Raw genomic sequence first — 26,011 nt, 5'->3', positions numbered from 1 at the left:
CCGAGCGCGTGCCTGGCCGCGGGCCTACCGAGAGGAGACCCGCTGGTGGGTTCGACCGCCGTGGCCTACGCCGGCGTCGGTGTCGCGACCCTCCTGGCCGCGGTGCTGCCCCGGGTCGTCGGTCGGGCGCCCATCTCGATGCCGATGATCTTCCTGGCCGCCGGCGCGGTCGCGTTCACCGTCGTGGAGGGGCTGCCCGACCCCGATCCGACCGAGCACGGCACGCTCGTCCTGCACCTCACCGAGCTGTGCGTGATCATCTCGCTGATGGGCGCGGGACTCGCGCTCAACCGGCCGATCGGGCTGCGCCGCTGGTCGAGCACCTGGCGGCTGCTCGGCATCACGATGCCGGTGTCGATGCTGGCCGTGGGCCTGCTCGGGTGGGGAGCGCTCGGCCTGGGCCTGGCCTCCTCGCTGCTGCTCGCGGCGGTCCTGGCGCCCACCGACCCGGTGCTCGCCGGCGAGGTGCAGGTGGCCGAACCCGCGGAGAACCCCGACCGGCCCGGTGAAGGCGAGGACGAGGCCCGGTTCGCGCTGACGTCCGAGGCCGGCCTCAACGACGGGCTGGCGTTCCCGTTCACCTACGCCGCCGTGGCGATCAGCGTCGTCGGCGCGGCGCCGGACGCCTGGTTGCCGCGCTGGCTCCTGGTGGACGTGCTGTGGCGGTTGGCGTGCGGGGTGCTCGTCGGCCTGCTCATCGGGTGGGCGTTGCGCAAGCTGTTCTTCGCCGCGCCGTCGGAGGACTTCCGGCTGGCGGAGCACGCCGAGGGTTTCGTCGCGCTCGCCTGCACCTTCCTGGCCTACGGCCTCACCGAACTGGCCGAGGGGTACGGCTTCATCGCGGTCTTCGTGTGCGCCTGCACGATCCGGGCGGGCGAGCGCTCCCACGGCTACCACCGGGTCCTGCACCAGTACGTCGAGCAGGTCGAGCGGATGCTCACCGTGCTGATCATCTTCCTGCTCGGCGGCGCGGCGGTCACCGGCCTGCTGGCGGGCACCGGGTGGCGGGAGGTGCTGGTGGCGCTGGCCGTCCTGCTCGTGGTGCGGCCGGTCGCGGGCCTGGTCGCGCTGGCGCGGGGCAAGACGGGGCCTCGTGAGCGGGCCGTCATCTCGTTCTTCGGGGTGCGGGGCGTCGGCTCGCTGTTCTACGTCGCCTACGCGCTCCAAGCCGGGGACTTCGCCGACCAGGACGCCATCTGGCGGGTGGTCGGCCTGGTCGTGATCGGCTCGATCATCCTGCACGGCATCACCGCGACCCCGTCCATAAGGCTGCTCGACCGCTTGCGGCTGCGCGCGGCGCAGGACCGGCACGGCGACCCGGAGCAAGCGCCCCGAACCGCGGTCTAGTCCGCCACGGTGATCACCACGTTGCCCCGCTTGTGGCCCGAGTCGACGTACCGGTGGGCCTCGGCGATCCGGTCCAACGGGTAGGTCCGGTCCACGACGATCCGCAGCCGGCCGTCCTCCAGCATCTCCTTCACGGTCAGCAGTCCGGCGTTCTTGCGCACCGACATGCCGAACACGACCTTCCGGCCGCCGCGCAACGACGTCCACAGACCCCACAGCACGTTGTGCAGGCCGGTGGTCGGGGCGTACTTCCCGCCGGCCCGCAGCGCCCGCCGGCACCGGCTGAACGAGCTCTTGCCGACCGTGTCGAACACGACGTCGTAGGCGTCCACGTCCGCCGTGAAGTCGCGTTTCGTGTAGTCGACGACCTCGTCGGCCCCGAGGGACTGCACCAGTTCGACGTTGCCCGGACCGCAGACACCGACGACCTCCGCGCCGAACAGCTTCGCCAACTGCACCGCGTACGTGCCGATGCTGCCCGACGCGCCGTTGACCAGCACCCGCTGCCCCGCCCGCACGCCGAGCTTGTCGCGCAGGAAGAACAGCGCCGTCGTCGCGCCGTCCACCGCGGCCGCCGCCTCGGCGAACGTCAGGCCGGCCGGCTTGGGTGCCAACGACCCGCTCGCCGGCATCCGCACGTACTCGGCGTGCCCACCCGCCCCGAAGCCGGTGAACCCGTAGACCTCGTCGCCCGGCGCGAACCGCCGCACGTCCGAACCGACCTCGGCGACGACGCCGGAGACCTCCATCCCCAGTGTCCGCAGCCTCCGGCGCGGCCGGCGCAGGCCGATGATCACCCGTCCCCACAGCGGCTCACCGCGACGCATCGCGCACTCGGCCGACGTCACCGTCGTCGCGTGCACCTTGATCAGCACGTCGCCCTTCCCCGGAACGGGCACCGCCGACTCCACGACCCGGACCACGTCCGGCGGACCGAACCTGGTGTGCACGGCAGCTCTCATGCCGGGGGACGCTAACCACCCGGAACTGAGGACGTTCTCAGTATTTCCGCAGGTCAGGGACATCCCCTAGGGATGTTCCCGCACACCGTCAGCCGACCGCGCCCACCGGGCCGGCGGGCGTGAAGCGGTAGCGCCGGATCGCCGGGATCGCCAGCACCGCCAACGCGGTCCCGACCACGACGAGCACACCACCCACCGCCGTCGCGTTGCCGGGGCCGATCATCGCGCCCGTGGTGCCGTGGAGCAGGTCCGCCAAGCGGGGACCGCCGGCCACCACCACGATGAACACGCCCTGCATCCGGCCGCGCATCTCGTCCGTCGCGGCCGACTGGAGGATCGCGCTGCGGAACACCATGCTGATCATGTCCGCCGCGCCGCCGATGGCCAGGAACACCACGGCGAGCCACAGGGCGTGCGACAGGCCGAAACCGACCATCGCCACGCCCCACGCCACCACCGCGAGCACGACGCCCGTGCCGTGCCGGGTCACCCGGGACGTCCAGCCGGACGTGAGGCCGCACAGCATCGCGCCCAGCGGGATGGCGGCGAACAGCAGGCCCAGTGCCAACCCACCGCCGGGCGGGTCGCCGAACGTCTGCTCCGCCATCTCCGGGAACAGCGCCCGGGGCATGCCGAACACCATCGCGATGATGTCCAGCAGGAAGCTCGCCAGCAGGATCTTCTGCACGGCCAGGTACCGGAACCCGTCGACCACGTCCCGCAGCCCGGCCCGCCGCGACGTCCCGTTCAGCGGCGGCAGCGGCGGCAGCTTCCAGACCGCCCAGATGGTCAGCGTCAGCGCGATGGAGTCGACCAGGTACAGCGTCGACAGGCCGACGACCGGCATCAGCGCACCCGCCAGCATGGGCCCGAACACGCCGCCGAACATCATCACCGTCGAGCCGAGCGCCGTCGCGGCCGGGATCTGTTCGGCGGGTACGAGCCGGGCGATCGACGCGGTGCGCGCGGGCGCGTTCACGGCGAAGAACACCTGTTGCAGGCCGAGCAGGGCGATCACCAGCCACACCGAGTCGACGTGCAGCGCGGCCTGCCCCCACAGCAGCACGGACGTCACCGCGATACCGGTGTTGGTCACGACCAGCAGCTTGCGCCGGTCCACCACGTCCGCGATCGCGCCGCCGTACAGGCCGAAGACCAGCAGCGGCACCAGCGCCACCCCGGCCGCCACGCCCACCCAGCCGGACGACCCGGTGAGGTCGTACACCTGCTTCGGCACGGCGACCGCGGTCAGCTGGCTGCCGACTGCCGTGACGACGGTCGAGAGCCACAGCCGCCGGAACGCCACGACCTTCAGGGGCCGCGTGTCGATGGCGATCCTGCCCAGCACTCTCCGCACGGTCGTTAGCGTACGGCAACTAACGAAATCCTCACCGAGATGTGGGACACGGGCCGGAACGGTCCCCGGCGCGGTGTCGCGTCCCCTGAGCACTGCCCGTCCGTCCGCCCTCGCGACCCTCACCGAGCGGCACCCGACCTCTCCATGATCGGAACAGGGCGGCGCGGCCGGCCCGCCGCGGACAGGTCTCGGAGCAGAGGAGAACACATGGCGACGACGGTGAAGCACTACCAGATCGTGAACTTCGGCGGCTCTCTCGACGCCGGCAAGTCGGCCGAGTGGGAGACGGGGGTGATCACCTCCGACCGCAGCCTCCACTTCACCGCCATCCCCGACCCGGTGGATCCCGGCGGGTTCCTGCCCGGCACGATCGAGTTCGAGGTGACCAGGGTGTGGACCAGGTTGAAGCCGGACGGGCTGCACTACCGCATCCAGGTCACCAACGTGGGCAACCACAACTGGTCCTACCGCGTCTTCGCCACCGACGTCGACTCGTAGCGCGTTGCCGTGAGAACGGACGAGCCCCGAGGCGCTGATCCGCCTCGGGGCTCGTTCCACGTCACCGGACTACGGCGCGATGCGCTGGACCTCCCAGCCGTCGCGCCCGAGGCGGAAGCGGAGGCGGTCGTGCATGCGGTCGCGGCGGCCCTGCCAGAACTCGACCTCTTCGGGCCGGATGCGCCAGCCACCCCAGTGGGGCGGCACGGGTACCCGGTCGGCTTCGGCGAACTGCCGTTCGACCTTGTTCAACGCGCTCTCCAAAGTGGAGCGCCCGCTGACCGCGCGGGACTGCGGCGACGCCCAGGCGCCGAGCTGCGAGCCGCGCGGGCGGCTCGCCCAGTAGGCCGCGGTCTCCTCCGGGCCGACCTTCTCGACCGTGCCGCGCACGTGGGCCTGCCGCTGCATCGCGAACCACGGGAACGTGGCCGACGCGTACCGGGTGGCCATCAGGTCGTGGCTCTTCGCCGACGTGTAGTTGGTGAAGAACACCAGGCCGCGCTCGTCCAGGCCCTTCGCCAGCACGGTCCGCGAGGACGGCCGACCCTGGGTGTCGGCGGTCGCGAGGACCATCGCGTTCGGCTCCGGCAGGCCCGCGCCCGTCGCCTGGTCCAGCCACAGCTGCAACTGCTCGTGCCAAGTGGCCGCGAGGTCGCTCTCCGTGAGCGAGCCCTGTTCGTAGGACACGCGCATAGACGGCAACGCGATGTTCGTCGTCTCCGACATCCCGACCTCCCGGAGCGTAATTCGGCCTGGCCAAGGCACTTGTGGCACCTAGCGATCCAGCGACCGTACGGGTTCGGCGCCGAAGGCGAAACCGCCCGCACGGTGATGACCGCCACCCGATCCGTGACTTTGGGTGTGACCGTCACCTCGGAATCGAGTTCGAGATCGAGTCAGAGAGCCGCTCGATCCGGGGTGCCGGGCCCGAGCCTCGTCGAGCGCGCGTTCGACGGTCACCGCGTCGTCGGCCAGGGCGGTGCTCAGGCTGCCGCCGCGGGCCAGCGGTACGAGCGACCACCAGTCCTCTGAAACCGCTCCCGGGAGGTCGTCGTCCCAGCACAGCAGCTCGGTGCCGAACACCCGGCGACCCGCCAGGCCCGCCGGGCTGGTGTCCACTTCGGGCGTTCCGAGTCGGGATGTCTGTCTCATCACGGGCCCGTCCCGGCGGACGTCGAGCGTGGTGGTGAGCGAACCGGACTTCTCGTTCGTCCGCCCCAGCACGACGATCTCGCGCGCACGCAGCCGAGCGCCTTCCCCCATCCGCGCGCGCAACACCGATTCGTGGCACGCACGCGCGGTGACCACGGTCGGTTCCGGCAGGTAGGCCAACGACGCGCCGTCTGCCAGCTGCACGTCGACCACCGCACGGCTGCCGCCGGGGTGCCTGCCGGGCAGCGCGAGCGTCGCCGCCACCCCGCGCAGCTCCAACGACGCCCCCGCCTCGACGATGACGCGCAATTCCAGGTCGTCACCGCCCAACGGCGCCGTGACCGCGCTGACCAGGTGTACCAGCGCCACCTCCTGGGGCCCGGGGCGGGGCACCAGGCGCAGCGGCGCCATCGACCGCACCTCGCGCACGACGGTTCGCCCGTTCGGGTCGGGCGCCACGACCAGGTGAGCCCGCGCCCTCACCGGGGCAACCCCTGTGACCCCCGACACGTCCTTGGGTCGGGTGGAACTCCCACCCGCGAATCTCGGGGGAGATCGTGATGAGGAGAGTGATCGCAGCCGCCGCGGTCGTCGCGGCGGCGACATTCACCATCGGGGGAGCCGCTTTCGCGGTCCCGGAGGTCGGCACCTGCCGATCCGCCGACCTGACCATCGGCTTCGGCCGCGAGGGCGGTGCGGCGGGCACGGTGCACCGGGAGGTCGTGTTCACCAACCGGAGCATGCACGCGTGCGTGCTGCGCGGCTTCCCAGGTGTGTCCTATGTGGACGCCAACGGCAACCAGGTCGGCGCCGCCGCCGTGCGCGTCGGCGAACGCGGGCCGTCGCTCACGCTGCCGCACGGCACTGCGGTCCGCTCGGACGTCGGCTTCGCCCAGGTCGACAACTTCGACCCGGACGTGTGCCGCAAGACGCCCGTGTGGGGCATCCGCGTGTTCCCGCCGGACGAGACCGTGCCGCTGTACCTGCCGATGACCGACCAGCACGGCTGCGCGGGCGACGTCAGCCCGTTCGGCAATCAACTGACCGCCGCGAGCGTGCGGAGCTGAGCGCGCACCCACTCGGCCACCGCGGGAGCGTCCGGTGTGTCCACAAGGGACTGGCTGATCACCGGTAGGTCACCCCGCATCCGGTGGGCGTCGGCCGTCATGACACCGAGGTCGGCGCCCACCATCGGCGCGAGGTCGGTCTTGTTGATCACCAGCAGGTCCGCGGTGGTCACGCCGGGGCCGCCCTTGCGCGGCACCTTGTCACCGCCCGCCACGTCGACCACGAACACCTGCCGGTCCACCAGGCCGCGGCTGAACACCGCGGTGAGGTTGTCACCGCCGCTCTCGATGATCACCAGCTCCAGGCCGGGGATCCGGTGCTCCAGCAGCTCCACCGCGTCCAGGTTGGCGGTGATGTCGTCGCGGATCGCGGTGTGCGGGCACGCGCCGGTCTGCACCGCCTCGATCCGCTCGACGTCCAGCACCCCCGCCGCACGCAGGAAGTCCGCGTCCTCGGTCGTGTAGATGTCGTTGGTCACCACGGCGAGGTTCACGCTGCCGCCCAACGCACGGCACAGCGCCGCCGTCAACGCGGTCTTGCCGCTGCCGACCGGCCCACCGATGCCGATCCGCACCGCCCGGTGCTCGTGCGGTTCGTGGGGGTCGTGGCCGGCGTCGGCGGGGTCGAAGTTCACCGGGTGCACGTGGTCAGCTGACAAAGAGACGCACCTCTTCCGAGTGGTGGCGGTCGTGGGCTTCGGCCAGCAGGTCCAGGCCGGGGGCGCTGGGCGCGGGCAGGTCTTCGGGCGGGGTGTCGGCGTGGTCGGCGGCCATCGCGGCGACCGCGTCGATCTCCGGCGCGAGCCGCGCCAGCACCGCGTTCACCCCGAACGGGTCCAGCCCCAGCAGCCGGATCGCGCCCGTCGCCGGACCCGTCACGGCGTGGTAGGCCACCGTCTGCGCGGCCTCGAACGGCTCACCCACCAGCACGCCGACGATGACCGGGTGGTGCGGCCTCGGCGTGACCCGCAGCAGCTCCGCCAACGCGGGCGACGGCCACGCCTTGCGCGCCGCCCGCGCGATGCCGCGCCCCTGCACGCGTGACGCGCGGCGCTGGGCGGGCGACGGCGTGCGGGCGTCGAGTTCGGCGTCCAGCTCCTCGTACCGCCCACGGCACGCCGCCGACGCGAAGACCGCGCCCAACGCACCCGCCGTGCGCAGCCGGCCGACCAGGAACGACCGCAACGACGCCTCGTCGTGCACCAGCCGCCGCGCGACGGCCTCCTCCAGCCCACCCGAGTGCACGTGGCCGCCGCCCGGGAACCGGGAGTCCGCGATCATCAGCGCCGCGAGGTTCATCAGAACAGGAAGTAGCGCTGGGCCATGGGCAGCTCCGCCACCGGCGCGGGTTCGACCAGCTCGCCGTCGATGCGCACGGCGAAGCTGTCCGGGTCCACCTTCACGTCCGGCAGGGCGTCGTTGAGCACCATGTCCGCCTTGGTCACGCCCCGCGTGTCCCGCACCGGCACCAACGGCCGCGCCAACCGCAGCACGTCCGCCAGATCGGCGTCCACCGCCTGCTGCGACACGAAGTGCACGCTGTTGCGCGCCGCCGAGAGCGCGCCGAACATGGGTCGGGCGAAGATCGGCTGCGGGGTCGGGATGGACGCGTTCGCGTCACCCATCGCGGCGTGCGCGATGAACCCGCCTTTCAGCACCACCGAGGGCCGCACCCCGAAGAACTTCGGCTCCCACAGCACCAGGTCGGCCAGCTTGCCGACCTCCACCGACCCGACCTCGTGGTCGATGCCGTGCGCGATCGCCGGGTTGATCGTGTACTTGGCCACGTACCGGCGGGCGCGCAGGTTGTCCGGCAGGTCGCCGCGCCGCCGCTGCATCACGTGCGCGGTCTGCCAGGTCCGGATGATGACCTCGCCGACCCGGCCCATCGCCTGCGAGTCCGAGCTGATCATCGAGATGGCGCCCAGGTCGTGCAGGACGTCCTCGGCCGCGATCGTGGTGGGCCGGATCCGGCTCTCCGCGAACGCCAGGTCCTCGGGCACGGACGGGTTGAGGTGGTGGCACACCATCAGCATGTCCAGGTGCTCTTCCAGCGTGTTCACCGTGTGCGGGCGCGTCGGGTTGGTCGAGGACGGCAGCACGTTCGGCTCGGACACCACCTGGATGATGTCCGGCGCGTGCCCGCCGCCCGCGCCCTCGGAGTGGTAGGCGTTGATCGACCGGCCCGCGATGGCGGCCAGCGTCGACTCCAGGAACCCGGCCTCGTTCAGCGTGTCCGTGTGGATCGCGACCTGCACGCCGGACTCGTCGGCGATCCTCAGGCAGGCGTCGATCGCGGCCGGCGTGGTGCCCCAGTCCTCGTGCAGCTTGAACCCGCCCGCGCCACCCGCCAACTGCTCCCGCAGGGCGTCCTCCCGGGTCGTGTTGCCCTTGCCGAGCAGCAGGATGTTCACCGGCAGGTGGTCCAGCGAGGCCAGCATCCGCCCCAGGTTCCACGCGCCGGGCGTCACCGTCGTGGCCTTCGTGCCCTCCGCGGGGCCCGTGCCGCCGCCGATCAACGTGGTCAGGCCCGAGGCGACCGCCACGTCCACGATCCCCGGCGTGATGAAGTGGACGTGGCAGTCGATGCCGCCGGCCGTGAGCACCTTGCCGTTGCCCGACAGCACCTCGGTCGACGGCCCGATCACCAGCGCCGGGTCCACGCCGTCCATGGTGTCGGGGTTGCCCGCCTTGCCGATGCCGACGATCCGCCCGTCCCTGACCCCGACGTCGGCCTTCACCACGCCCCAGTGGTCGAGCACGACCGCGCCCGTGATGACGAGGTCCGGCGCGCCCTCCGCGCGGGTGGCCACGCCCTGGCCCATCGACTCGCGGATCACCTTCCCGCCGCCGAAGATCACCTCGTCGCCCGCGCCTTGCGGACCCATCGACCGGTCCTCGGTGACCTCGATCAGGATGTCGGTGTCGGCGAGCCTGATCCGGTCGCCGACCGTGGGACCCAGCAGTTCCGCGTAGCGGCGGCGGCTGATCTCGTTCACCGGTCCAGCTCCCCCGCCCACTCCGGCCGCAGCCCCGGCACCCGCCGCGCGCCCGCCAGCGGCACCAGCACGACCTCCCGCTCCACGCCCGGCTCGAACCGCACCGCCGTGCCCGCCGGGACGTCCAGCCGCTTGCCCCACGCGGCCTCCCGGTCGAACTCCAGCCCGGGGTTGACCGCGGCGAAGTGGTAGTGCGACCCGACCTGCACCGGGCGGTCCGCCGCGTTGACCACGACGAGCGTGGTGCGCGGCCGGCCGGGGTTCAGCTCGACCGGCTCGTCACCGGTGATGATCTCGCCAGGGACCACAGCTGCTCCTCACACGATCGGGTCATGCACGGTCACGAGCTTGGTGCCGTCCGGGAAGGTCGCCTCGACCTGCACGGACTCGATCATCTCCGGCACGCCGCCGAGCACCTGGTCGCGGCGCAGCACGTGCCGCCCGCTCTCCATCAGCTCGCTGACCGTGCGGCCGTCCCGGGCGCCTTCGAGCACGTGGTCGGTGATGAGCGCGACCGCTTCCGGGTAGTTCAGGACGACGCCGCGGTCGAGCCGCCTGCGCGCGACGTCGGCCGCCACGTGGACCAGCAGCTTGTCCCGCTCGTGCGGTGTCAGGTGCATGGCCGGTGGTCTACCACGGGAAACACGCGCGAGCCCGGAACCGAAACAAGGGCTTAACGATCTACCCGCCTTCTGAATCGGTTCCTTGATCGTGACCGACGACACGCGGACCCCCGATTGCCCGCGGTGGAGAAGGGGAGCAAGGTTTGCCCAACTCTTCACTCCCGCCAGAGAAGGAGCGCACAGCGTGGTGCAGACCGAGGACGACGGTTTCCGGCCGGGCTTGGAGGGCGTGGTCGCCTTCCGCACCGAGATCGCCGAGCCGGATCGCGACGGTGGCGCGCTGCGCTACCGCGGCGTGGACATCGAGGACCTGGCCGGGCACGTGACGTTCGGCAACGTGTGGGCCCTGCTGGTCGACGGCCGCTTCGGGCCCGGTCTGCCGCCCGCCGAGCCGTTCCCGATCCCGGTGCACACCGGTGACGTGCGGGTGGACGTGCAGGCGGCGCTGGCCATGGTCGCCCCGATCTGGGGCTACCAGCCGCTGCTGGACATCACCGACGAGCAGGCGCGCGAGCAGCTGGCCCGCGCCTCCGTCATGGCCCTGTCGTACGCGGCGCAGTCCGCGCGGGGCATCGGCCGGCCCGCCGTGCCGCAGCACCGCATCGACGAGTGCACCACCATCACCGAGCGCTTCCTCACCCGCTGGCGCGGCGAGCCCGACCCGGCGCACGTCAAGGCCCTGGACGCCTACTGGGTGTCGGCCGCCGAGCACGGCCTGAACGCCTCCACGTTCACCGCCCGCGTCATCGCCTCCACCGGCGCGGACGTCGCGGCGTCCATGTCCGGCGCGATCGGCGCCATGTCCGGCCCGCTGCACGGCGGCGCGCCCGCCCGCGTGCTGCCGATGATCGAGGAGGTCGAGCGCACCGGCGACGCGAAGGCGTTCGTCAAGGGCATCCTCGACCGCGGCGAGCGCCTGATGGGCTTCGGCCACCGCGTGTACCGGGCCGAGGACCCCCGCGCCCGCGTGCTGCGGCGGACGTGCCGGGAACTCGGCGCCACCCGCTACGAGGCCGCCGACGCCCTCGAGCAGGCCGCCCTCGCCGAGCTGCGCGAACGCCGCCCGGACCGCGCCATCGAGACCAACGTCGAGTTCTGGGCCGCGGTGATCCTCGACTTCGCCCAGGTGCCACCGCACATGATGCCCGCCATGTTCACCTGCGCCCGGACCGCGGGCTGGTCGGCGCACATCCTGGAGCAGAAGCGCACCGGCCGCCTCGTGCGCCCGTCCGCCAAGTACGTCGGCCCCGGCCCGCGCAAGCCGTCCGAGGTGGAGGGCTGGGACGAGATCGCCTGACCCGGCCCGATTCCACGTGACCAGGGACACCCGCCTGTCACCCCCCGGCCACGCGGCTGCAACACTTAGGGACCCGGCAACGGCGCCGGTCGTGCCGACCCCCTCCCCGTAACCGGAGGCTTCGCGATGACCCAGACCGCCGACCCGACCTCGTTGGTCCTGCCCTCCGACCTGCTGCCGTCCGACGGCCGGTTCGGGTGCGGGCCCTCCAAGGTCCGTCCCGAGGCCCTCGCGGCGCTCGCGGCCGAGGGCGCCGCGCTGATGGGCACCTCCCACCGCCAGAAGCCGGTGAAGTCCCTGGTCGGCTCGGTGCGCGCCGGCCTGCGGGAGCTGTTCTCGCTGCCCGAGGGCTACGAGGTCGTCCTGGGCAACGGCGGCACCACCGCGTTCTGGGACGCCGCCGCGTTCGGCCTGGTGCGCGAGCGCGCCCAGCACTTCACCTACGGCGAGTTCTCCTCGAAGTTCGCCAAGGTCACCAACGACGCGCCGTTCCTCGGCGAGTCGATCGTGGTCAAGGCCGACCCGGGCAGCGCGCCCGAGATCGCCTACGCCGAGGGCGCCGACCTCGTCGGCTGGGCGCACAACGAGACCTCGACCGGTGTCGCCGTGCCCGTCTCCCGCCCCGCGGGCAGCGACGGCGCCCTGGTCGCCATCGACGCCACCTCGGGCGCGGGCGGCCTCCCGGTCGACCCCTCCGACTTCGACGTCTACTACTTCGCGCCGCAGAAGTGCTTCGCCTCGGACGGCGGCCTGTGGATCGCGCTGATGTCCCCGGCGGCCCTGGAGCGCGTCGCCGAGATCGGCCAGTCGGGTCGCTGGGTGCCGGAGTTCCTGTCGCTCACCACGGCGCTGGACAACTCCACCAAGGACCAGACCTACAACACGCCGTCCCTGGCCACGCTGTTCCTGCTCAACGACCAGATCGAGTGGATCCTGAGCAACGGCGGCCTCACCTGGGCCGTCGACCGCACCGCCGACTCGTCCTCGCGCCTGTACACCTGGGCGGAGTCGACCTCCTACACGACCCCGTACGTCGCCGACCCGGCGCACCGCTCGCAGGTCGTCGGCACCGTCGACTTCGACGACTCGGTCGACGCCTCCGTGGTGGCCAAGGTGCTCCGCGCGAACGGCATCGTGGACGTCGAGCCGTACCGCAAGCTGGGCCGCAACCAGCTCCGCGTGGCCATGTTCCCGGCCGTCGAGCCGACCGACGTGAGCACGCTGACCAAGGCCGTCGACTGGGTCGTCTCCAAGCTCTGACCAGCCGAAGCGCACCCGTGGGGCCGTCCCTCCCGAGGGGCGGCCCCACGGCTTTGACCGGCCACTTCGGGATCCCGCACCCGTCTCACCCGGGTAAACCTTGGGGTAACGGACGTGCGGACGGCGCCGACATACGGCAAGATCACACGAAGATATCGGCGAACACGGCGAGTCTCCCCCGTCAAGGCGGCGCGCCGCATTAACGTGAGTACTCGGCGAGGTGAGCCATCCGGGAGGCCATGATGCGAGCGTTGCGAGTCATCGGGCTCGAAGACGACGGCAAGTCCGTCATCCTCGAGGACCCGGATCGCGGCGAGCGCTTCGTGCTCCCCGCCGACGAACGGCTGCGCGCGGCGGCACGCGGCGACCTCACCCGACTCGGCCAGATCGAGATCGAGGTCGAGAGCCAGATGCGCCCCCGTGAGATCCAGGCCAGGATCCGCGCCGGCGAGTCCGTCGCCCAGGTGGCAGCCGCCGCCGGCCTGCCCACCCACCGGGTCGAGCGCTACGCCTACCCCGTCCTCCTCGAACGCTCCCGCACCGCCGAACTGGCCCAACGCGCCCACCCCGTCCGCGAGGACGGCCCGGACGTGCAGACGCTCGGCGAGGTCGTCGCGCACTCCTTCGGCCTGCGGGGCCAGGAGTACGCCGACGTCAGCTGGGACTCGTGGCGCGGCGAGGACGGCCGCTGGGTCGTCCAGCTCCACTGGACCGCCGGCAGGTCGGACAACCTCGCGCACTGGGCCTTCCACCCGGGCGCCCAGGGCGGCACGGTCACCGCACTGGACGACGGCGCCATGGAACTCATGGACCCGAACCCCAACCGAACCCTGCGCACCGTCCGCCCGGTCACCCAACTGGCCCGCCAAGCCCTTGAACTGGAAAAACAAGCGGAACCGGAAATCCTCGTCCGCGAGGAACCACCCCCTCCGCCACCACCTCCGGTCCAAGAACCCCAGCAGCCCACCCCCGAGCCGATTCCGGCAGTGGCCGAAGACCCAACTCCGACGCCACCACCGGCACCAGCACCACAACAACCGGCAACGGGCACCAAGCCACAACCGCCCCGCAAGGACCCACCACCAAAGCGCGGCAAGAAGAACCACCCCATCGTCCCGTCGTGGGAAGACGTCCTCCTAGGCGTCCGCTCCACCCGCGGCTGACAGACACCATTCGGAAGGGCCTCCGCCACCAAGGCGGAGGCTCTTCCGCACATCACCGGCCCGACCACCGACCCGAACCCGGATCTCCCCCGGTTTGCCGACACCGATCACCCGGGTAACCACCCGCCATGCTGGGACGACTGGTCGCCGGAGCCGCCCTCGGCGCCGCCCTGGGCGCGGCCTGGTGGGGCCTGCGCGAGTTCATCGCCTCCGGAACCATCTGCTCGACCGACAACTGGGACTGCCTGGCCATGGGCCTGTTCGCCATGCCGATCAGCCTGATCGTGGGCATCCTGATCGCCTGGGCCGTCCTCAAAGCCGCCCACCAGGACCGCCCCCTCGGCTACGCCGCGGTCGGCGTCACGTTCACCGCCGCCCTGACCCTGCTCACCGTCTGGGTGTCGATCCCGGCCGGTTCGGTCGCCGCGGGCGTGATCGGCTTCGTCCTGGCCGCCCCGGTGACAGCACGGCACCCGGTCAGCCACACTTCTGCCCGTGACTGACACGCCGCACCCCTCACGCCTCACCGCGGGAGGCTTCGCGTTCAAGGTGCTCCTGCGCGTCGTGGTGTCGGCGGTCGTCGGTTCCGCGCTGCTCATCGCCTGGATCTGGGCCTACCGAACCGGCGTGCTCGACCGGGTGGTCAACGAGACCACCCTCGGCGAGTTCATCCTGCTGGTCGTCGTCGGGCTCCCCGTCGCGCTGCTGTTCAGCGCCCTCCTGGCCGGCCCGGTCCTCTGGCTGCTGAAGGTGCGCCCGGTGTGGCCGATCATCCTGATCGGCCCCGTCTTCCTCGGTCTCGCGCACTACTTCAAGCTCCCCGACGAGCTGTCCTCACTCGGCGACCGGTGGACCGTCCTCGTCCTCCTCGCCGGCGCCAGCTACGGCCTCGCGGGCCTGCTCACCGCCCCGGCCATCCTCCGCAGGCGCTAACCCACCCCCGGCACCTCGTCGAGCACCTCCACCCCCACCCCCTCGAACCGACACCACTCCTCCGCCTCCTCCCGGCTGATCGGCCGCGCACCCTCGGGCCGCCGCCCGCCGACCACGTCCCACCCGTCCGGCGCGAGCACGTACAACCTCCCCCCGCGCACCGCCAACAACCGGCCACGCGGAAACGCCATCGCGACTTCACCACGCAGGTACGTCACATCCACCTTGACCTCCACCTAACTCCAGCTTGCAGGGTCAAAGACACGAAAACCGGATGCCGATCGTCGGTCCACCTTCGTACCGTCTGAGTGGACCGGAGGGGGACTCGTGTCGGAAGACCGTACTTCCACAGCCGCGACACTGCGCAGGCTGTGGCCGTACCTCAAGCCCGTTCGCACACCCGTCGTGCTGGCGATGGCCGCCACCATGCTGGCGATGATGTGCGGCCTGGGCATCCCGCTGATCACCCAGCGCATCGTGGACGGCCCGATCGCCGGCCGCGACCTGGGAGCGTTGCCGCTGCTCATCGGCATCGTCGTGGCGCTCGGTTGCGCCGAGGCCGGCCTGTTCTACGCCCGTCGCAAGCTGATCGCCGGACCGGCGTCGCACGTCGAGGCGCGGATGCGGGCCGAGCTGTACCACCACCTGCAGGACCTGCAGGTGGCCTTCCACGACCGCTACCAGTCGGGGCAGCTGCTGTCCCGCGCCACGACCGACCTGACCCAGGTGCGGCGGTTCGTGGGCTTCGCCGTCATCTTCCTGGTCGTCAACAGCCTGGTCGTGCTCGTCGGCCTGGGCGTGCTGTTCTGGCTGTCACCCGCGCTCGGCCTGATCGTGCTGGCCACGACGCTGCCGCTGGTCGCGCTGTCCTACCTGTTCGAGACGAAGTTCAAGGTCGTCGCCCGCCGCGCGCAGGACCAGTCCGGCGACCTCACGACCGTGGTCGAGGAGTCGGTCCTCGGCATCCGCGTGCTGAAGGCGTTCGGCCGCGGCCCGCACCTGACCAAGCGGTTCATCCGCCAGGCCCGCGAGCTGCGCGACACCGAGATCGCCAAGGTGCGGATCTTCGCCGCGCTGTGGGCCGTGCTGATCGTGCTGCCCGAGCTGGGCATCGCCGGTCAGCTGGCGTTCGGCTCGATGGGCATCGCGGACGGCACCGTCACGGTCGGCACGCTCGTCGCCGCCGTCACGGTGAGCGCCTACCTGCGCTGGCCGGTCGACTCGATCGGGTGGTTGTTGGCGGAGACCAACTCCACCGCGTCCGCGCTCGAACGGTACTTCGAGGTGGTCGACACCGAGATCACCGTCACCACCCCGCCCGACCCGAAACCGCTGGCCACCCCCGTCCGCGGGCACGTCCGCTTCGAGGACGTCCGCTACCACCACCCCGGTTCGGACAACGAGGTGCTGCGCGGTGTCGACCTGGACATCCGGCCGGGCGAGACCGTCGCGCTCGTCGGCGCCACCGGCTCCGGCAAGACGACCGTCACCGCCCTGGTGCCGCGCCTGGCCGACGTCACCGCCGGCCGCGTCACGCTCGACGGCGTCGACGTCCGCGACCTGGACCTGGCCGAGCTCCGCCGCGTCGTCGGCACCGCGTTCGAGGAGCCGATCCTGTTCTCCGCGAGCGTCACCGAGAACGTGGCGCTCGGCTCGAAGGACGTCAGCGAGGAACGCGTCCGCGAGGCGCTCAAGGTCGCGCGGGCCGAGGAGTTCGTCGACGCCCTCCCGTGGGGCCTCGACACCCGCATCGGCGAGCAGGGCCTGTCCCTGTCCGGCGGTCAGCGGCAGCGCCTCGCCCTGGCCCGCGCGGTCGCGGGTCACCCGGCCGTGCTGGTGCTGGACGACCCGCTGTCCGCGCTGGACGTGCACACCGAGGCCGAGGTCGAGGCCGCGCTGCGCCGCGTGCTCAAGGGCGTGACCGCGCTGGTCGTCGCCCACCGCCCGAGCACCGTGCAGCTGGCCGACCGGGTGGCGATGCTGGTCGACGGCCGCATCGCCGCCACCGGCACGCACACGGAACTGTTGGCGGACAACGAGGAGTACCGCAACTTGTTGTCCACTATGGAGGACGAGGAGGTGGCGGCGTGACCGGCACCGCGACCAACCACCAGCCCACCACCCCGGCGCCCGACCCCGACGAGGAAGCTTGGCGGGGCGTCGCCGCCGAGGACGTCGAGGACGTCGACTACGCCACCGGCGTCAAGCTCCAGGCCCGCTCCCGCCGCCTCCTCGGCGAACTCCTCCGCCCGCACAGCCGGGCCGCGATCCTCGCGCTGGTGATCGTGATCGCGGAGAACGTGGTCAACCTCGCCGGACCGCTCCTCATCGCCGCGGCCATCGACGCCGGCATCCCCGCCGCGCTCGACGGCCGCCCCGAGGCGCTCGCCTGGTGCGTCGGCGGCTACGTCGCCGCCGCGATCTCCGCCACGCTGCTGCGCTGGGCGTTCGTCCGGCTGACCGGTCGGATCGGCCAGGACGTGCTCCTCGTCCTGCGCGAACGGGTCTTCCGGCACGCCCAGCGGCTGTCGGTCTCGTTCCACGAGAAGTACACCTCGGGCAAGGTCATCTCGCGGCTGACCAGCGACGTCGACTCACTGCAGGACCTGGTCGAGGAGGGCCTGGACGGCTTCTTCACCTCGATGCTGTCGCTGCTGGGCATCTCGGTCGTCCTGCTCTACCTGGACGCCCCGCTCGCGCTCGTCGTGCTGTCCGGCTTCCTGCCGCTGATCCTGCTGACCCGCTGGTTCCGCCGCCGTTCCGGTCGGGCCTACCGGCACACGCGCGGCGCGATCGCGAAGATCATCGTGCAGTTCGTGGAGACCATGAACGGCATCCGCGCGGTGCAGGCGTTCCGGCGCGAGCGGCGCAACGAGAAGATCATGGGCGAGCTGAACGGCCGGTTCCGCGACGCCAACACCGACGCGATGGGCGTGATGGCGGCGTTCACGTCACTCGTCCGGGTGATCGGCAACCTGTCGCTGGCGGTGATCCTGGCCTGGGGCGCGTTCCGGGTGGCGAACGGGCAGCTCGAACTCGGCGTGCTGGCCGCGTTCACGCTGTACGTGCGGCGGTTCTACGACCCGTTCGACCAGCTCGCCATGTTCGCCAACGCCTACGCGTCGGCGACCGCGGCCCTGGAGAAGATCTCCGGTCTCCTCGAAGAGGAACCGCGGGTCCGCGAGCCGGAGGAGCCGACGCCCCTCGGCGACGTCCAGGGCGCGGTCCGGTTCGACGGCGTCGAGTTCCGCTACTCCGACTCCACGCCCGTCGTGCTGCCGTCGTTCGACCTGACGGTGCCCGCCGGGCAGACCGTGGCGCTGGTCGGCGCGACCGGCGCGGGCAAGTCCACGCTGGCCAAGCTGGTGGCCCGGTTCTACGACCCGTCCGCGGGCTCGGTCCGGCTGGACGGGGTCGACCTGCGGTCGGTGGCCGACACCGACCTGCGGCGCGCGGTCGTCATGGTGACGCAGGAGAACTTCCTGTTCGACGGGACCGTGCTGGACAACATCGCGCTCGGCAGGCCGTCCGCGACCCGCGAGGAGGTCGAGGCGGCGGCACGGGCGGTCGGCGCGGAGGAGTTCATCCGGGCGCTGCCCGAGGGCTACGACACCGACGTGCGCAAGCGCGGCGGGCGGCTCTCGGCCGGGCAGCGGCAGATGGTGGCGTTCTCGCGGGCGTTCCTGGCCGATCCGGCGGTCCTGGTGCTGGACGAGGCGACGTCCAGCCTCGACGTGCCGACCGAACGGGCGGTGCAGCGCGCTCTGGAGACCGTGCTGGCGGAGCGGACGGCGTTCATCATCGCCCACCGCCTGTCCACCGTGCTGATCGCCGACCGGGTCCTGGTGCTCGACGGCGGCCGGGTGGTGGAGGACGGCACGCCCGAGGAGCTGATCACCGGTCGCGGCCGGTTCGCCGCGCTGCACACCGCTTGGCGGGACTCCCTGGCTTAACCGCGCCTACACCGGTGCCAGCACGGTGACCAGCAACAACGACAACCAGGCCGCCAGCACACCCGCCACCACGCCGTACGCCACCCACCGCCACACCGGCACCTTCCGCGCCAGCCACACCGACGGGGTGATGCCGCCGACCACCAGGACGTTCGCCAGCACGGCCAGCCACTGGCTGGTCTCGCCCAACCCGACCGACAACCGGTAGACGGTGAACGTCACCACGGCGGCGACGATGAAGCTGACCGTGAGCCCGGTGCCCCAGGGGGTCTCCTCCTGGGGTTCCGGCTGCTCACCCTCGCCGTCCTCGCCGTCCGCACCCTCGACCACGACCTCGGTTTCACCCAGGTCCTCGTCGACCGGGGCCTCCACGACCACCAGCTCACCGGTCACCGGGTCCGTGTACTCCACCGGCGTTCCCATGTCGGCCGCCAACCTCACCGCCAACTGACGTCCACGCCTGGTCACGAGCGCGCTCGCCGCACCGTCCGAGGGCGTCTCGGCCCGCGTCACCGCGTCGGCCACCTTCGCCCACTCGTGCAGCGCGTCGGCGAGCCCGGCGCCGAGCGGGAGCGTGTGGGGGTCGACTTCCCGCTCGCCCGCGTCGTCGCGGCCCGCGAGCACGGCCCGGCCGTCCTGGACCCGCAGTTCCACCTACGTCCTCCTCTGGTCGTGCACGGGTCGTGCTCGGGTCGTGCCAGGGGAGAACGTAGCGCGTTCAGGCGATCGCGTAGAAGGCGATCGCGGCGGCGGTTGCCACGTTCAGCGAGTCGACACCCTCCGCCATCGGGATCCGGACCGCCAGGTCGGCCGCCGCGATGGCCTCCTCGGTCAGCCCCGGTCCCTCCGATCCGAGCAGCACAGCGACCTTCCGGCCGCGCAGCCCGGCGTCGGCCAGGTTCTGCGAGCCCGCCCTGGGCGTGAGCGCGGCGACCGTGAAACCGTTGCGCCGCAGGAGGTCGAAGCCTTCGGTCAGGTTCGGCATCGACGCGAACGGCACGCGCAGCACGTGACCCATCGAGACGCGGACGCTGCGCCGGTACAACGGGTCGCTGCACCCCGGGCCGAGCAGCACGCCGTCGATGCCCAGCGCCGCCGCGTTGCGGAACAGCGAGCCCAGGTTCTCGTGGTCGCCGACGCCTTCGAGCACCGCCAGCCGCCGTGCCGAGGCGACGAGTTCGGCCACGTCCGGCTGGGGTGTCCGGTCGGCGGCGGCCAGCACGCCCCGGTTGAGGTGGAACCCGACCACCTCGGCCATGACCTCGGCGGACGTGACGTACGCGGGCGCCGGCAGGTCACCGAGGGCTTCCACCCGCCGGCGCACACCGAGCAGCCCGCGCACCGGGTAGGGCGACCGCAGGAGCCGTTCGACGACCACCACGCCCTCGGCGATCACCAGGCCGCGCCCGCCGGGTCGGTCCGGCCGCCGGTCGGCCGTCGACAGGTCCCGGAAGTCGTCCAGCCGGGGGTCGGCCGGGTCGTCGATCTCGATCACCCGAGCAGTGTCCCACTTGCCGAGAGGTGAACACCCCTCGTAGAACGAATGCCGCATACGCACCCCTCCAACCAGCACCTTCTCGCTGATTGTTACCGCTGTGTGACAGAGAGCACCGATTTGGGCGCTGGCGGGCGAGTACTTGCTGTGTCACGGTTGGCCTCCGCTAAGCCCGCCGGAGCAGCCCTACCGATTGGGAGGCGGCATGGGTACGGATGTGTCCAGTCGGACGTTCACCAGAGAGGACCGCCAGCGCTACCGCGAGCGCATGCAGCGGTGCATGGACGCGCTGGGAACCATGCTGGTGGAGGAGAGCTTTTCCTTCCCGAGGCAGCAGATGGGGCTGGAGATAGAGCTGAACCTGGTCGACGGCGCCGGTCGGCCCGCGATGGCCAACTCCGAGGTGCTGGAGAAGATCGACGACCCGTCGTTCACGCTGGAACTGGGCCAGCACAACCTGGAGGTCAACGTCCCGCCGCGCGAACTGGCCGGTGACGAGACGCTCGACCTGGAGAAGGAGCTGGTCTCCACGCTGGCGTCGGCGGACGTGAAGGCGCACGACGCGGGGACGTCGATCGTGATGATCGGGGTGCTGCCGACGTTGCGGCACGAGCACTTCGACCGGCGGTGGCTGTCCCAGCAGGCGCGGTACACGACGTTGAACGACCAGATCCTCGCGGCGCGCGGCGAGGAGGTCAGGCTGTCGATGGAGGGCGCCCCGATGCCGGGGCGGGCGGGTGAGCGGCTGTCCAGCTACGCCGAGTCCATCATGCCGGAGGCGGCTTGCACGTCCGTGCAGCTGCACTTGCAGGTGGCGCCGGACGATTTCGCGGCGCACTGGAACGCGGCGCAGGCGCTGGCCGGCGTGCAGGTGGCGATCGCGGCGAACTCGCCGTTCCTGCTCGGGCGGGCGTTGTGGCACGAGACCCGGATACCGCTGTTCCTGCAGGCCACCGACACCCGTTCGCAGGAGCTGAAGAACCAGGGCGTCCGGCCGCGGGTGTGGTTCGGCGAGCGGTGGATCACGTCGATCTTCGACTTGTTCGAGGAGAACGTGCGGTACTTCCCGGCGTTGCTGCCGGAGACCGGTGACGAGGACCCGTTGGACGTGCTCGGGGCGGGTGGCACGCCGTCGTTGACGGAATTGCGGTTGCACAACGGGACCGTGTGGCGCTGGAACCGCCCGGTGTACGACGTGGTGGACGGCGTGCCGCACCTGCGCGTGGAGAACCGCGTCCTGCCGGCCGGGCCGACCGTGCTCGACACGATGGCGAACGCGGCGTTCTTCTACGGCGCGCAACGCGCTCTGACCACTTTGGAACGTCCTCTGTGGACTCAGATGTCGTTCCACGCGGCGGAGGAGAACCTCTACGCCGGGTCGCGGCACGGCATGGGTTCCCAGCTGTACTGGCCGGGCATCGGCTGGGTGCCGCCGGACGAACTCGTCCTGCGCCGCCTCCTGCCGCTCGCCCACGAGGGCCTGCGGGCGTGCGGCGTGTCCGACGAGGCCCGCGAGCGCTACCTCGGCGTGATCGAGGCGAGGTGCCTGGCCAGGCGCACCGGTTCGCAGTGGCAGCGCGAGACCGTGGCGCTGCTGGAGGACCGGGGCGCCGACCGCGACGCCGCACTGAGCGCGATGCTGGGCCGTTACGTCGAACTGTCGCACGCCGGCGAACCGGTCCACACCTGGCCGGTGGGCCTGTAAATCCGGACCGGCACTGCCCGCCGCGCTTCCGGGTCACTTCCCGGGCGCGGTGGGCGTGGGACGCCTGGCGGGCTTGGGTGTCCTTCAGAGCTGCCCGGTGGCCTCCCGCCACGCCCGCTCCTTCTGGATCCACTCGTTGTCCTGCGGGAACTCGTCGATCGACGGAACCCGCCGAACCTCGGTCTTGAACCCGGGCCCCGCGATCGGCAACCGCTTGGCCCACTCGACGGCCTCCTCCTTGGAGGCCACGTTCAGCACGTAGAAGCCGTTGAACAGCTCCTTCGTCTCGCCGTACGGCCCGTCCGTGACGACCGGCGGCTCGGACGAGTAGTCGACCACCACACCCTCCGCGGCATCGGCGAGCCCTTCGGCGGCGACCAGCACCCCAGCCCTGATCAACTCGTCGTTGAACTTGCCGACCGTCTCCAACATCTCGCTGAAGTCGAACTCCACCATGCTCGCGTAGGCCTCATCCGTCGCGCGCATGATCAGCATGTACTTCATCGCTCGTTCTCCCTCGACCGTCTGCGGGCCCCTCCCTGGGACCCCGTCCACCCCAAGGTCGAACGACCCGAACCGCGAATCGACACTCTCACCAAATCCGGATTGTGACCGCCATCACACTCCTGCCGCACACGCCGGCGTAACCCCCACCCCACCCCACCCCGCCGCGCCAAGCGCGACCCGACCGGACCCTCACCCATCGGGCCACCTGTGGCCCGGCCCCACCACGCGTGATCCGACCCCACCACGCGTGATCCGGGCGAGCCGACCTGGTCGGCCTCGCCTGACCCCGCGTCCCACCGCGCGCGTGGGCGAGCGTCCGTACGGGGCCGCGCGTGGGTCCCGGCCGCGTGGCGCGTACGGGCTGCGTGCGGGCCGCCTGGGGCCGTGCGGGCCGTGCGGGCCGTGCGAGCTGCGTGGGCGCACGGGGCTGCGTGGGCGCACGGGGTTGCGTGGGTCCGTGCGGGGCGCGGCGGCGGGCTGTCCTCGTTCGCGTTCGCCCGCGCTCCGCTCATGCCCGCGTTCGACTCAGCACCCGGCTCCGTGTCAGCACCCAGCTCCGTGCCCGACGCCCAGTCCGGGGCCGGGGCGCCGCGCCTTCATTCTTCCGGCAACGTTTTCGGCGTTTCCATTGATCCCCGGCCGCGTTCGATTCGCGCGTTCGGGTGATCTTCACGCCACCCCCGCCGACCGAAACCCCAGGTCAGCGGCGCCGTCCGGCCTTCAGCGGGGCGACGTCGGCGCCGTCGTGGGAGCTGCGGCACTCGTCGGGGGTGACCGCCTCCACCGCCAGGGTCAGCATCCCCTTCACGCCGGTGTAGATGCTCTCGCCCGCCGACGCCAGCGACGTGTGCACCCGGTTCGAGTCGGAGAAGTCACGCTCGTCCTTCGTGCGCTTCTTCCCGGCCTCCTCGGGCTTGGTCGCACTGCGCAGGTTGACCTCCAGCCACGCGGCGACCTCGGTCGGCGTGGTCAGGACCTCCTCCGGCGTGCGCTCCAACCGCTCCGAACGCGGGGAGGCGTGGTCGAGTGACGTGTGCTCCACATAGGCGTGCCAGTGCGTGTTGCGCAGTGACCACGTCTGCTCGACCGGCCAGTCCTCCTCGGTGCCCATGCGCCTATCTTGCCAGGGTCCGCACGTCCAGGGTGTGGTCAACCCCCACCGCCGACGCCAGCCTCCGGTCGTGGGTCACCAGCAGCAGCGTCCCCCCGTAACCCTCCAGAGCCTGTTCCAACTGCTCGATGGCGGCCACGTCGAGGTGGTTGGTCGGCTCGTCCAGCACCAGGCACGTGGTCCCGCGCGCCTGCAGCACCGCCAACCCCGCCCGCGTCCGCTCACCCGGCGACAGCGAACGCGCCGGCCGCAGCACGGCGTCCGCACCGACCCGGAACTTCGCCAGCAACGTCCGCGCCTCCACCTCCGCCAGCCCGGTCAACCCGGTCACCACCTCCAGCACCGACGACGGCACGGCGAAGTCCGCGCGCACCTGGTCGACCTCACCCACCACCACCGCCGGCCCCTGGCTCCGATCACCGGCCACCAGCGGCAGCCGTCCCAGCAACGCCCCGAGCAACGTCGACTTGCCCGATCCGTTGGGCCCCGCGATCCGCCACCGCTCACCGGCACCGATGGTCAGGTCGATCGGCCCGAGCGTGACGTCACCCCGGCTGACCACCGCACCCCGCAACGTGAACGCGACCTGGCTGCCCCGACCCGCGCTGGGCAACGTCAACCGCAGCTCCCACGGCTCGCGCGGCTCCTCGACCTCCTCCAGCCGCTCCAGCTGCCGGTCCACGACGGACGCCTTGGCGGTCAGGTTCTCCGCGCCCTGCTTGCGCGCGAACTTGATGTTCTTGTCGCTCTCGTCGGACTTCGCGTTGCGCCGCACGCCCTGCCGCGACCACTCCCGCGTCTGCCGCGCCCGTGCGGTCAACGCGTCACGTCGGGCCGCATAGGCCTCGTACTCCTCCCACGCCCGCTGCCGCACCCGTGCCTGTTCCTGCACGTACGCGTCCCACCCGCCGCCGAACACGCTCACCCGGTGGCTGAACTCGTCCAGTTCGGCGATCGCGGTCGTGGTGCGGGCGAGGAACTCGCGGTCGTGGCTGACCAGGACCATCCCGGCACGGCTGCGCAGCACGTGGGTCTCCAGGACGTCCAGCCCGGCCAGGTCGAGGTCGTTGGTCGGCTCGTCGAGCAGCAGCACGTCGGCCGTCGTCAGCAGCACGGCCGCCAGCCGCAGCCGCGCCGACTGCCCGCCGGACAGCTCGCCGGACCCCCGCTCGTCAAGCAGCGTCGCCGGCAGCCCGAGCCGCTCGCACACCTCATCGGCGCGTTCGGCGAAGTCGGCCGCGCCGGACGCGGTCCACCCGTCGAACGCCCGCGCGTAGGCGTCCTCGGCCCCCGCGGCACCCTCGCTCAACGCCACCGTCGCCGCCTCGAACGCGCGCTGCGCCGCCGCGACCCCCGTGCGCCGCGCCAGGTGGTCGCGCAACGACTCGCCGGGCCGGATCTCCGTCTCCTGGGTGAGGTGCGCGACCACCCCGCGGGCGGTCACCACACCGGAGTCCGGGGTCAGCTCACCGGCCAGCACGCGCAGCAACGTCGACTTGCCGACACCGTTCGGCGCGACCAGACCTACCCGTTCACCTGCGGGGACATCGAGATCCACCTCCGAGAGCACGGTCCGCGGACCGAACGACAGCGTGACGTTCCTGGCTGTCAACACCGCCCGATCGTGACACGCGCGCCCACTGACGGCACCCGACTTTCCCGGCACGACCAGTACGGCGGACACGACGAGGCCCCACCCACCCGGCGGTACGACCGGGAGGCGGGGCCTCGTCTGTTCCCGAACTGACTGCCGCTCCCACCACGAAGCGACGAGACTTAGGTTAGCCTAACTTCCTCCACTGCACCAGTCCTGCGCACCAGACCGCGCGCGACGAGTTCCACGACCACCGCGATCGCCACCGCCTCGACCGCCAGCAGCCCCAGCAGCACGACGAGCTGCAACGCGCCCGCCTGCCACACCGGCGCCCCGCCCAGCAGCATCCCGACGAAAGCGCCGGGCAACGTGACCAGGCCGACCGTGCGGGTCTGGTCGAGCGCCGGGATCAACGCCTCGGCCGCCGGCCGCCGCACCAACTCGCGCACCGCCACCGGTTCGGTGAACCCCAGCGCCAGCGCCGCCTCGAACTCACCGTGCCGATCGCGCAACGTGTCCAACGCCCGCCGCACCGACAACGTCGTGGCCGTCATCGCACCGCCGATCAGGATCCCCCCGACCGGCACCAGCGCGATCCCCACCAACGGCACCAGACCGCTCACCACCAGCGCCACCAGCGCCGGCACCGTCCCGCCGAGGATCGCTAGCGCCACCCACACCCCTCGCCGACCGGTCTTCGTGCGCGCCGCCGACGTCCCCGTCGCCACCCCGGCCATCAGCACCAGGAACGCCGCCGTCAACGGCAACGACGCCAGCACCACCGTGATCACCGCCGACACCGCGGCCAACTGCCCCGTCGCCCGAACCGCCGCCCGCACCACGGGCTTCGGCGACGCCAACCGCGCCCACCACACCACCGCCCCCGCGACCGCGGTGAAGATCAAGCAGACGACGAGCAACCGGACCCAGTCCGTCGCGATGACCACGCCGCCCATTGTCAGACGCGGAGTCGGACGCGGGCACGGCG

The 26,011-nt window shown here is 71.7% G+C and carries 27 protein-coding genes; 11 read left to right on the top strand and 16 right to left on the bottom strand.

Features of this window, described 5'->3' with window-relative positions; all coding sequences use genetic code 11:
* Window positions 1-45 precede the first annotated feature (45 nt).
* Window positions 46-1,347 (top strand): cation:proton antiporter, encoded by a 1,302-nt coding sequence (locus tag B0I31_RS21480; protein WP_245950206.1) that lies wholly within the window; start codon window positions 46-48, stop codon window positions 1,345-1,347.
* Here the strand turns inward: B0I31_RS21480 and B0I31_RS21475 are convergent.
* Window positions 1,344-2,309 carry an NAD(P)-dependent alcohol dehydrogenase gene (locus tag B0I31_RS21475; RefSeq protein WP_106617171.1) on the bottom strand — a complete coding sequence of 322 codons (966 nt, stop codon included), beginning with the start codon at window positions 2,307-2,309 and terminating at the stop codon, window positions 1,344-1,346. The two genes, B0I31_RS21480 and B0I31_RS21475, sit on opposite strands and share 4 nt — an antisense overlap.
* Window positions 2,310-2,397: 88 nt before the next feature.
* Complete coding sequence (locus B0I31_RS21470; RefSeq protein WP_106617170.1) at window positions 2,398-3,666, bottom strand: MFS transporter; 1,269 nt, start codon at window positions 3,664-3,666, stop codon at window positions 2,398-2,400.
* 207 nt (window positions 3,667-3,873) lie between these two features.
* Here B0I31_RS21470 and B0I31_RS21465 point away from each other — a divergent pair, with 207 nt between their 5' ends.
* The gene (locus tag B0I31_RS21465; RefSeq protein WP_106617169.1) at window positions 3,874-4,164 is read left to right on the top strand and encodes a hypothetical protein; all 291 of its coding nucleotides are present in this window, start codon (window positions 3,874-3,876) and stop codon (window positions 4,162-4,164) included.
* Between the two features lie 69 nt (window positions 4,165-4,233).
* Here B0I31_RS21465 and pdxH read toward each other — a convergent pair whose 3' ends face one another.
* Together pdxH and B0I31_RS21455 are read right to left on the bottom strand one after the other, a co-directional pair.
* Window positions 4,234-4,890: a pyridoxamine 5'-phosphate oxidase gene (gene pdxH / locus B0I31_RS21460; RefSeq protein ID WP_106617168.1), complete on the bottom strand. Its 657-nt coding sequence runs from the start codon at window positions 4,888-4,890 to the stop codon at window positions 4,234-4,236.
* Window positions 4,891-4,938: 48 nt separating this feature from the next.
* Window positions 4,939-5,799, bottom strand: a complete 861-nt coding sequence (locus tag B0I31_RS21455) for an urease accessory protein UreD (RefSeq protein WP_245950204.1) — start codon at window positions 5,797-5,799, stop codon at window positions 4,939-4,941.
* A 77-nt stretch (window positions 5,800-5,876) separates the two neighbouring features.
* Here B0I31_RS21455 and B0I31_RS21450 point away from each other — a divergent pair, with 77 nt between their 5' ends.
* Complete coding sequence (locus B0I31_RS21450) at window positions 5,877-6,383, top strand: DUF4232 domain-containing protein (protein WP_106617167.1); 507 nt, start codon at window positions 5,877-5,879, stop codon at window positions 6,381-6,383.
* Here B0I31_RS21450 and ureG read toward each other — a convergent pair.
* From ureG to B0I31_RS21425, 5 genes are read right to left on the bottom strand one after another with little or no spacing between them, the layout of a single operon-like run.
* Complete coding sequence (gene ureG / locus B0I31_RS21445) at window positions 6,353-7,027, bottom strand: urease accessory protein UreG (RefSeq protein WP_106617166.1); 675 nt, start codon at window positions 7,025-7,027, stop codon at window positions 6,353-6,355. The two genes, B0I31_RS21450 and ureG, sit on opposite strands and share 31 nt — an antisense overlap.
* Before the next feature lie 4 nt (window positions 7,028-7,031).
* Window positions 7,032-7,682: an urease accessory protein UreF gene (locus B0I31_RS21440; protein ID WP_106617165.1), complete on the bottom strand. Its 651-nt coding sequence runs from the start codon at window positions 7,680-7,682 to the stop codon at window positions 7,032-7,034.
* Window positions 7,682-9,382, bottom strand: a complete 1,701-nt coding sequence (locus tag B0I31_RS21435; protein WP_106617164.1) for an urease subunit alpha — start codon at window positions 9,380-9,382, stop codon at window positions 7,682-7,684. Before B0I31_RS21435 ends, B0I31_RS21440 begins: the two co-directional genes overlap by 1 nt.
* Window positions 9,379-9,690, bottom strand: coding sequence for an urease subunit beta (locus tag B0I31_RS21430; protein WP_106617163.1), 312 nt, complete (start codon window positions 9,688-9,690; stop codon window positions 9,379-9,381). Before B0I31_RS21430 ends, B0I31_RS21435 begins: the two co-directional genes overlap by 4 nt.
* Before the next feature lie 9 nt (window positions 9,691-9,699).
* Complete coding sequence (locus B0I31_RS21425; RefSeq protein ID WP_106617162.1) at window positions 9,700-10,002, bottom strand: urease subunit gamma; 303 nt, start codon at window positions 10,000-10,002, stop codon at window positions 9,700-9,702.
* Window positions 10,003-10,189: 187 nt separating this feature from the next.
* Between B0I31_RS21425 and B0I31_RS21420 the strand changes: the two genes are divergently transcribed.
* From B0I31_RS21420 to B0I31_RS21400, 5 genes are all read left to right on the top strand, one after another.
* On the top strand, window positions 10,190-11,302 hold the full coding sequence (locus B0I31_RS21420; protein WP_106617161.1) for a citrate synthase 2: 1,113 nt from the start codon (window positions 10,190-10,192) through the stop codon (window positions 11,300-11,302).
* 126 nt (window positions 11,303-11,428) lie between these two features.
* Window positions 11,429-12,562 (top strand): phosphoserine transaminase, encoded by a 1,134-nt coding sequence (gene serC, locus B0I31_RS21415; RefSeq protein ID WP_106617160.1) that lies wholly within the window; start codon window positions 11,429-11,431, stop codon window positions 12,560-12,562.
* 242 nt (window positions 12,563-12,804) lie between these two features.
* Entirely contained in the window at window positions 12,805-13,725 is a 921-nt protein-coding gene (sepH, locus tag B0I31_RS21410; RefSeq protein ID WP_106617522.1) for a septation protein SepH, read from the top strand.
* Window positions 13,726-13,853: 128 nt separating this feature from the next.
* Window positions 13,854-14,228, top strand: coding sequence for a hypothetical protein (locus B0I31_RS21405; RefSeq protein WP_106617159.1), 375 nt, complete (start codon window positions 13,854-13,856; stop codon window positions 14,226-14,228).
* Window positions 14,221-14,658 (top strand): hypothetical protein, encoded by a 438-nt coding sequence (locus B0I31_RS21400; protein ID WP_106617158.1) that lies wholly within the window; start codon window positions 14,221-14,223, stop codon window positions 14,656-14,658. The genes B0I31_RS21405 and B0I31_RS21400 overlap by 8 nt, the downstream gene beginning before the upstream one ends.
* Here the strand turns inward: B0I31_RS21400 and B0I31_RS21395 are convergent.
* Window positions 14,655-14,882 (bottom strand): hypothetical protein, encoded by a 228-nt coding sequence (locus tag B0I31_RS21395; protein WP_106617521.1) that lies wholly within the window; start codon window positions 14,880-14,882, stop codon window positions 14,655-14,657. The genes B0I31_RS21400 and B0I31_RS21395 overlap by 4 nt on opposite strands.
* A 103-nt stretch (window positions 14,883-14,985) precedes the next feature.
* On the opposite strand from B0I31_RS21395, the gene B0I31_RS21390 reads away from it, so the two are divergent.
* Both B0I31_RS21390 and B0I31_RS21385 read left to right on the top strand, forming a co-directional pair.
* Entirely contained in the window at window positions 14,986-16,749 is a 1,764-nt protein-coding gene (locus B0I31_RS21390; protein WP_106617157.1) for an ABC transporter ATP-binding protein, read from the top strand.
* Window positions 16,746-18,611 carry an ABC transporter ATP-binding protein gene (locus B0I31_RS21385; RefSeq protein ID WP_106617156.1) on the top strand — a complete coding sequence of 622 codons (1,866 nt, stop codon included), beginning with the start codon at window positions 16,746-16,748 and terminating at the stop codon, window positions 18,609-18,611. Before B0I31_RS21390 ends, B0I31_RS21385 begins: the two co-directional genes overlap by 4 nt.
* A gap of 6 nt (window positions 18,612-18,617) precedes the next feature.
* Here the strand turns inward: B0I31_RS21385 and B0I31_RS21380 are convergent, their stop codons facing one another.
* Window positions 18,618-19,265: a DUF2537 domain-containing protein gene (locus B0I31_RS21380; protein WP_106617155.1), complete on the bottom strand. Its 648-nt coding sequence runs from the start codon at window positions 19,263-19,265 to the stop codon at window positions 18,618-18,620.
* Between the two features lie 64 nt (window positions 19,266-19,329).
* A complete protein-coding gene (locus tag B0I31_RS21375) occupies window positions 19,330-20,163 on the bottom strand; it encodes a TrmH family RNA methyltransferase (RefSeq protein ID WP_106617154.1) in 834 nt (277 codons plus the stop codon).
* A gap of 148 nt (window positions 20,164-20,311) precedes the next feature.
* Here B0I31_RS21375 and B0I31_RS21370 point away from each other — a divergent pair, with 148 nt between their 5' ends.
* Window positions 20,312-21,811: a glutamate-cysteine ligase family protein gene (locus tag B0I31_RS21370; protein ID WP_106617153.1), complete on the top strand. Its 1,500-nt coding sequence runs from the start codon at window positions 20,312-20,314 to the stop codon at window positions 21,809-21,811.
* Between the two features lie 84 nt (window positions 21,812-21,895).
* Here B0I31_RS21370 and B0I31_RS21365 read toward each other — a convergent pair whose 3' ends face one another.
* From B0I31_RS21365 to B0I31_RS21350, 4 genes are all read right to left on the bottom strand, one after another.
* On the bottom strand, window positions 21,896-22,315 hold the full coding sequence (locus B0I31_RS21365; protein WP_106617152.1) for a YciI family protein: 420 nt from the start codon (window positions 22,313-22,315) through the stop codon (window positions 21,896-21,898).
* 703 nt (window positions 22,316-23,018) lie between these two features.
* Window positions 23,019-23,429 (bottom strand): hypothetical protein, encoded by a 411-nt coding sequence (locus tag B0I31_RS21360; RefSeq protein ID WP_106617151.1) that lies wholly within the window; start codon window positions 23,427-23,429, stop codon window positions 23,019-23,021.
* Window positions 23,430-23,433: 4 nt separating this feature from the next.
* Window positions 23,434-25,044: an ABC-F family ATP-binding cassette domain-containing protein gene (locus B0I31_RS21355; protein WP_245950202.1), complete on the bottom strand. Its 1,611-nt coding sequence runs from the start codon at window positions 25,042-25,044 to the stop codon at window positions 23,434-23,436.
* Between the two features lie 161 nt (window positions 25,045-25,205).
* Window positions 25,206-25,979: an ABC transporter permease gene (locus B0I31_RS21350; RefSeq protein ID WP_106617150.1), complete on the bottom strand. Its 774-nt coding sequence runs from the start codon at window positions 25,977-25,979 to the stop codon at window positions 25,206-25,208.
* Between the last annotated feature and the right edge of the window lie 32 nt (window positions 25,980-26,011).

Source organism: Saccharothrix carnea, assembly GCF_003014735.1.
In the GTDB taxonomy this organism is placed as follows: domain Bacteria; phylum Actinomycetota; class Actinomycetes; order Mycobacteriales; family Pseudonocardiaceae; genus Actinosynnema; species Actinosynnema carneum.
This window is presented reverse-complemented; position numbering and strand designations above follow the sequence as displayed.